General features: G+C 41.3%; 5 protein-coding genes. 3 read left to right on the forward strand and 2 right to left on the reverse strand.

Annotated elements, in window-relative coordinates:
• Nucleotides 1–72 precede the first annotated feature (72 nt).
• Nucleotides 73–1,014 (forward strand): TDT family transporter, encoded by a 942-nt coding sequence (locus BMI76_RS09820; RefSeq protein ID WP_075347388.1) that lies wholly within the window; start codon nt 73–75, stop codon nt 1,012–1,014.
• A 172-nt stretch (nt 1,015–1,186) separates the two neighbouring features.
• The gene (locus tag BMI76_RS09825; protein ID WP_075347389.1) at nt 1,187–1,963 is read left to right on the forward strand and encodes a Cof-type HAD-IIB family hydrolase; all 777 of its coding nucleotides are present in this window, start codon (nt 1,187–1,189) and stop codon (nt 1,961–1,963) included.
• 176 nt (nt 1,964–2,139) lie between these two features.
• On the opposite strand, the gene BMI76_RS09830 is transcribed toward BMI76_RS09825, so the two are convergent.
• Nucleotides 2,140–4,527: a YhgE/Pip domain-containing protein gene (locus BMI76_RS09830; RefSeq protein ID WP_075347390.1), complete on the reverse strand. Its 2,388-nt coding sequence runs from the start codon at nt 4,525–4,527 to the stop codon at nt 2,140–2,142.
• Between the two features lie 129 nt (nt 4,528–4,656).
• Here BMI76_RS09830 and BMI76_RS09835 point away from each other — a divergent pair, with 129 nt between their 5' ends.
• Nucleotides 4,657–5,214 carry a TetR/AcrR family transcriptional regulator gene (locus tag BMI76_RS09835; protein ID WP_075347391.1) on the forward strand — a complete coding sequence of 186 codons (558 nt, stop codon included), beginning with the start codon at nt 4,657–4,659 and terminating at the stop codon, nt 5,212–5,214.
• Nucleotides 5,215–5,385: 171 nt separating this feature from the next.
• Here the strand turns inward: BMI76_RS09835 and rpsD are convergent, their stop codons facing one another.
• Nucleotides 5,386–5,997 carry a 30S ribosomal protein S4 gene (gene rpsD / locus BMI76_RS09840; protein WP_075347392.1) on the reverse strand — a complete coding sequence of 204 codons (612 nt, stop codon included), beginning with the start codon at nt 5,995–5,997 and terminating at the stop codon, nt 5,386–5,388.
• Between the last annotated feature and the right edge of the window lie 381 nt (nt 5,998–6,378).

Below are 6,378 nucleotides of genomic sequence, written 5' to 3' on the forward strand. Positions count from 1 at the left end.
TTTCTCTCTAAAAACAGCCTTTTTTTATGTTACAATAAGGAGAATTATAAAAAAAAGAGGAGTTTAGAGGAGATGAAAGCTGTGAAAAATCCACCCCTTGTGATGTCAGGTCTGAGTCTGGGCTTGTTTGCTCTGGGAAATCTGCTGGAGCTCTATCATCCGGCCCTGCGCTACTTATTAGGGATAGCTGCCATCTTTATCTATTTGCTTTTAATCATTGGGATTTTGAGAAATCTTCCTCAGGCCAAAGAGCAGCTGCAGCAGCCCTTAGTTGCTTCGGTTTTTCCGACCTTTTTTATGTCTGGCATGCTGCTTGCAGGCTACATTCAACTTTTTTCAGGATTAGGACCTTGGGTTACCGCTGTTAGCCTCCTTGTCTGGTGGCTGGCTTTCTTGGGAAATGCTTGGCTCATCCTTTACTTTACAGTTACATTTGTCCTGCATTTCAGCTGGGATTATGTCTTTCCCTCATGGTCTGTCCTCTATGTTGGTATTGCGGTAGCCACTTTGACAGCCCCTATCAGCGGTCAGTATTTGCTGGGACAACTAATCTTTTGGATCTGCTTAATTTTGACTCTGTTGGTTTTGCCTTTTATGACGATCAAAGCCTACCGTATTGGTCTGCCTGAAAGTGCCAAGCCTAATATTTCTACATTTTGCGCTCCCTTATCACTCCTGCTTGCAGGCTACTTAAAAACTTTCCCGGACGGACAAAGTCCAAACACCAGTATCGTCTGGTTATTGCTTTTTGCTTCACAGCTCCTCTATATCTTTGTTGTTATCCAATTGCCTGTTCTTTTAAAACGAGAGTTTAACCCAGGATTTTCCGCCTTTACCTTTCCTTTTGTCATATCAATCACTTCGCTGCGCTCAGCCGGTCTTTACCTGAATATCCAGCATCCCTTCTTTCATGTCTTGGTTAAACTAGAAGAGATACTGGCTGTTGTACTGGTTTTCTTCGTCCTTGTTCATTATCTGAGGTTCTTATTTCAAAGCAAAATACCTAAAGGATAAGCAGCAGGAATAAAGTCTTAGCACAGCTTTACATGGCATACTAATCCGTCAAACAGCTACTTCTAATCTGTCTTTGTAAGTTCTCCTTATCATTACTTACCTTTACAGGTCTGTCAACCTGTCAACAGACATCCGGCTTTTATCTGTGCGGGATTTATGTTAAACTATTAGCATGAATTATAAAGGCTTAGTATTTTTTGATCTTGACGGAACGCTTTTAAACAAGCAGTCACAAATTTCACCCGATAATAAATTAGCTCTTCAGGAACTGACGGCAAATGGCTATCTTCCTATTATTGCTACCGGACGTTCCATAAAAGAGCTTAAAGGAGTTCTCAAACAATCAGGAATAACTTCTGTCATTATGATGAATGGTATGTCTATTTATATTGAAGGCAAGGAAGTCTTTGCTCAAACTATTGACAGTGACATTACCGACAAATTGCTTGGCTTAGCCCGCAGTCTTGGAGAAGAAATTGCCTACTATACTCCTTTTGACATTTACTTGTCAGGAGACTGTCAAGGCCTGAGGGACCATTTTACTTATTTTAATGAGGAACTTCCGCCAGTTAGTGAAAATTTCTATCTTGACAATCCTGTCAACATGCTGCTGGTCGGCAGTGCTGATAAAAGTCATGATACTATTTATCAAGAAGCCATTCCTCAGCTTCATTTTTTCAGAAACAGTCCCTATTCTATTGATGTCACAAAGGCAGGATTTGATAAGGGAACAGGTGTCAATATCGTCAAAGATATCCTTAATCTGCAGCACATTCCAACTTACGCCTTTGGAGACGGTAAAAATGATATCCCCTTGCTTTTAGCCGCTGATCATGCCATTGCCATGGAAAATGCTGTTGACGACGTTCTGGAAATAGCAGATTTCATCACTCACCACCATGATCAAGACGGTATCAAACATGCTCTGCAGCACTATCATTTAATTTAACAGTAAAAAGATTGGCAATCATTTGATTACCAATCTTTTTGTTTTTGTCCCCATGCAGTCGACTCAAAATGGTAATAAGACGATGATCTACAGCCTGTGCTTGAGCAAAGTGAAGGCAACAACCATAGTTTTGATTTTTGAAGAGTCTAAGACATCACGAAAGCTGTCTCTACTGTTTAGGATGCTCTGGCTGCTCTTTGCAAAGCAACTTTGCGTTTTCCAACCAGCAGGCTTAAAACAGCAAAGATAAGGAAAAATACTCCTAAAGCCAAAACCTGACTGCCGATTGTACCAGCCATTGAAATCGTTTCTCGCAAACCAGATACCGAGTAACTCATTGGTAAATAAGGATTAACGTCTTGGAAAAACTTAGCCGTTACATCAAGAGGATAGGTTCCCGCACTGGATCCTAATTGCAGCAGGAGCAAAATCAAGGAAGCAAAGGCACCAAATTTATCATGCCAGGTTACTAAAGCTGTTACCAGCGCCATAAAAGTGATACTTGTAAGAATCGTCAGGCCCAGAGTCCTGAGCTCAAAATTAGAAGTCAGACCTATCATACGAACGCCAAAATAGAGGATAACGGCTCCTGCTACAGCAATTAAACCATTGACTGCAAGCTTTTGCTCAACCCATTCTTTAAGAGTTTTGGCCTTTTTGCCTGAAAGAGCTTCTCTAAAGATAGTGTTGGTTGACAGAGCCATGACCATCAGCGCTGCTGACATCATATAAGGCGCCATCCCTACTCCATTGTTCTTGACATGATCGTCATCTCGATGCTTGATGGATACAGGACTTGCTAACGTTTTAGCATTTGGATCAGCAACTGCAACTAGGGACAGTTTGTTCTTGGCCTTTGACAAAGCTTTAGCAAGCTGGTCGGAGCCGCTTGACAGAGCTGTCAAATTCTTCGTCAGGGTATTGCTGCCCTCTGCTAACTTACCGGCTCCTGCAGAAATTTGATTGGCTCCGTTAGCCAACTGACTGGCTCCCGATGTTAACTGACTACTGTTTGCAGCCAAAGTATTAGCACCGTTATTAAGCGTTCCGACTGCATTGGTATAAGCTGTCAAGCCCTTAGACAGCGCAGCAGTCCCTGCTGACAGACCATTTCCAAGCAGATTGGCACCATTAGCTAAAGAACTGCTGGCCGGAATAATCTGTGACGTTAAAGCAGTATTGATTTGTGTCAATCCACTTGACAATGTTGTCAAGCTGCTAGAGGCACTCGGCAGAATTGCATTTGCTGTTTGTTTTAATTGAGCCAAGGCCGCCGTATTATTAGCAGCATTTTCTGATGCAGGCTGACTGTTTGGCAGTGAATTTTGAATATTTTGTACACTGGTCAAAATAGCATTTGCCTGAGAAACTGCCGCAGCACTTGGCCCTGTTGCTGAAGCTGCAGTTGAATTGCCTGTATTGGCTAAGGCAGAAGCAATTTCAGATTGATCCGCTGCAGACATCTTTTGATAAGCACTGGTTGCCTGCACCGCAGCCAGTGGATTCTGCTGACTGCCTGCTGCTGGCTGTGTCGTATTTGCCGAATTAACAATAGTTTGTGCTGCTGACGTAATGGCTGATAGGTGGCTGCTGATATCAACATTGCTCGCTGTGGCTGCAGAAGCTCCGCTATAATTTTGAATAGCCGTATTGAGACTAGTTAAAGAAGCAATCAGCTGGTTAATCTGCTGGCTTTGTTCTGCGGACAGACTGGTTTTGTTTGACAAGGCTGTCAATCCCTGATTGAGCTGATTGGCAGCTGTTACCAATTGCTGAATTTGACCTGACCCGTTGGTTAATTGGGTGACTCCTCCTAAAAGCTCTTGTGATTTGCTGTTCAGCTGGTTGGTTCCAGCAGCTAACTGCCCGACTCCTCCTGTATAGGTCTGCAGACCTGAGTACAGAGTGTCGGCCCCTTGATTAAAGGTTTGACTGGAGGTGGCCAAAGTTGCCAGATTGCTGCCAATCAGCTGGCTTCCTTTTTCCAGCTGCTTAGAGCCGCCTGCCAATTTTTGACTGGCAGTACCTGCCTCACCAAGACCTGTTTTTAAGCTTGACATACTCTTAAAAAGGGATTTTGTGTAGGTGCTGGTAATATTTTTTGAAACAGATTCTTTTAAGGTTTTGGCAGCTGTTTCGCTCATTTTGGAAGCAACGAAGCTATGCCCTTTGGAGGTTTGGTAGGGAATGGTGATTTGCTTGGGATCATCTGTCAAAACACTAGCTGCATTTTGGGATAGATCCTGCGGCAGTGTAATAATCATATAGTAATCACCCTCTTGCAGTCCCTTTGCGGCCTTCTCACTGCTGACAAAGTGATAATCCAGATTTTTATTTTTGGCCATAGTGTCAACCATGTCCTGCCCAATTGTCATTTTTTTATTGCTGTAAGATGCCGGTTTATCTTCATTAACCACAGCAACCGGTAAGTCAGATACATGGCCGTAAGGATCCCACATCGAACTCAAAAAAATAATATTATATAAAGCAGGAACAAGGGCTATCCCAACCATTGTAATCCAAAGCATAGGCTTTTTTAAGACTGCTTTTAATTCCGCTAACATTTTCTCTCCTTTTTGTACATCATGTCTAAATATTTGATATAATAGATTATACTCATAAATAAGTATTTTACAAGACAAAAAACAAAATTTTAGACAGTGTGTATAATTTTGTTCAAAAGGAGTTTCGCCATGACAAAATCTTTAAAAAAAGAAAAAACAAAACAAGCCTTAGAAGCAGCTATGGCTCATTTATTAGAAAAGGAAAGTTTTAACGACATTACAACAACTGAGTTGGCAAAAGCAGCCCATATCAGCCGCAGCGGTTTTTACACGCATTATAAAGATAAATATGAAATGATTGATATTTACCAGCAGACGCTTTTCAGCAAATTGGAGTATATTTTTGATAAAAATTCCTCCAATCAGGAAGGAGCTATTTTGGAAGTCTTTGAGTTCCTCCATCGAGAGCCGCTTTTTGCAGCTCTGCTGTCTGAAAATGGAACTAAGGAAATTCAGGAATTTCTGAAGAACAAATTTCGGCTCTTAATCACTCAGGATTTGCAATTCGGTCTTTCAATCACCATCCAAAATAATTTCCAAAACAAAAATCTAACTGATGTCGAAAGGGAATATGGAACGATTTATATCATCAATGCCCTCTTTGGCGTCTGCCAAATGTGGATTGCCCGCGGTAAAGTTGAAAGCCCCGAACAGATGACAGATTTTATTATTAAAATGATGCATTAACTTTCTAGATCTCTTTTTAAAGATCAAAAAACGCAAGAGAAGCTGTTTCTTGCGTTTTTTATAGTAACGAAGCACCCTTTCATCCTGTCACACCTGACTGGGTTGGCACCAATCAAATTATAAAAGGCTGAAACGTACAGTTTCAGCCTTTTGATAATAGGTAATCCTATATTAAAGCATTTTGTTGTAGTATTCAACGACAAGAGCTTCATTGATTTCCGGATTGATTTCATCACGTTCCGGAAGACGGGTCAGTGAACCTTCAAGTTTATCAGCATCAAAAGAAACAAATGCCGGACGTCCGACAACAGCTTCAACAGCTTCCAAAATAGCTGGAACCTTAGCTGATTTTTCACGAACTGAAATCACTTGACCTACTTCAACACGATAGCTAGGAATATCAACACGTTTGCCATCAACAAGAATATGACCGTGGTTTACAAATTGACGTGCCTGACGGCGAGTAGTTGCAAGACCTAAACGGTAGACAACATTGTCAAGACGGCGTTCAAGAAGGATCATAAAGTTGAAACCGAGTGTTCCGCCTTTAACCTTAGTAGCCTGAACGAACAAGTTACGGAATTGTTTTTCACCAAGACCGTATGAGAAGCGCAATTTTTGTTTTTCAGCCAACTGCAAACCATACTCAGAAAGTTTTGAGCGATTGTTTGGACCATGCTGACCTGGTACATAGTTGCGGCGTGCCAATTCTTTACCTGTACCTGTAAGAGACAAGCCAAGACGGCGAGATTGTTTCCATGATGGACCTGTATAACGTGACATATCATGTCCTCCTATAAAATAAAAATTTTGTAGGAAATAACGTTTTGAGCAAACCTAATTCGTGCAGATGTCCTTCGCCTAAACAGCAAAGGTTACTGATAAAAGTTAGTAAGCCAATTTGAGCTGAAACAAAGTATGGATTCAGCGCAGTCAGCCACTGGGGACACCTGTTGACGAGCTTTATTTTGCTCTGCTGCTATTTCACACAAACGATAGTATAACACAGAAAAAAGGCTTTGTAAAGCCTTTTTCATAATGAATCATTCCCGTAGTTAGTTTTTTGTCCGATTTGTTATGGTTCGATGGAAGATAGTAATGGTATTTCCGTATTCTTAACAGTTAGTACACGATATGCAATGATAACATTTCTTACAAAAGCAA

This window comes from Streptococcus sp. 'caviae', from assembly GCF_001937065.1.
GTDB lineage: Bacteria > Bacillota > Bacilli > Lactobacillales > Streptococcaceae > Streptococcus.

Excerpts from the sequence above, each read along its gene's own strand:
- BMI76_RS09835 (WP_075347391.1), top strand. The coding sequence starts at position 4,657 with ATGACAAAATCTTTAAAAAAAGAAAAAACAAAACAAGCCTTAGAAGCA.
- BMI76_RS09825 (WP_075347389.1), top strand. The coding sequence starts at position 1,187 with ATGAATTATAAAGGCTTAGTATTTTTTGATCTTGACGGAACGCTTTTA.
- BMI76_RS09830 (WP_075347390.1), bottom strand. The coding sequence starts at position 4,527 with ATGTTAGCGGAATTAAAAGCAGTCTTAAAAAAGCCTATGCTTTGGATT.
- BMI76_RS09820 (WP_075347388.1), top strand. The coding sequence starts at position 73 with ATGAAAGCTGTGAAAAATCCACCCCTTGTGATGTCAGGTCTGAGTCTG.
- rpsD (WP_075347392.1), bottom strand. The coding sequence starts at position 5,997 with ATGTCACGTTATACAGGTCCATCATGGAAACAATCTCGCCGTCTTGGC.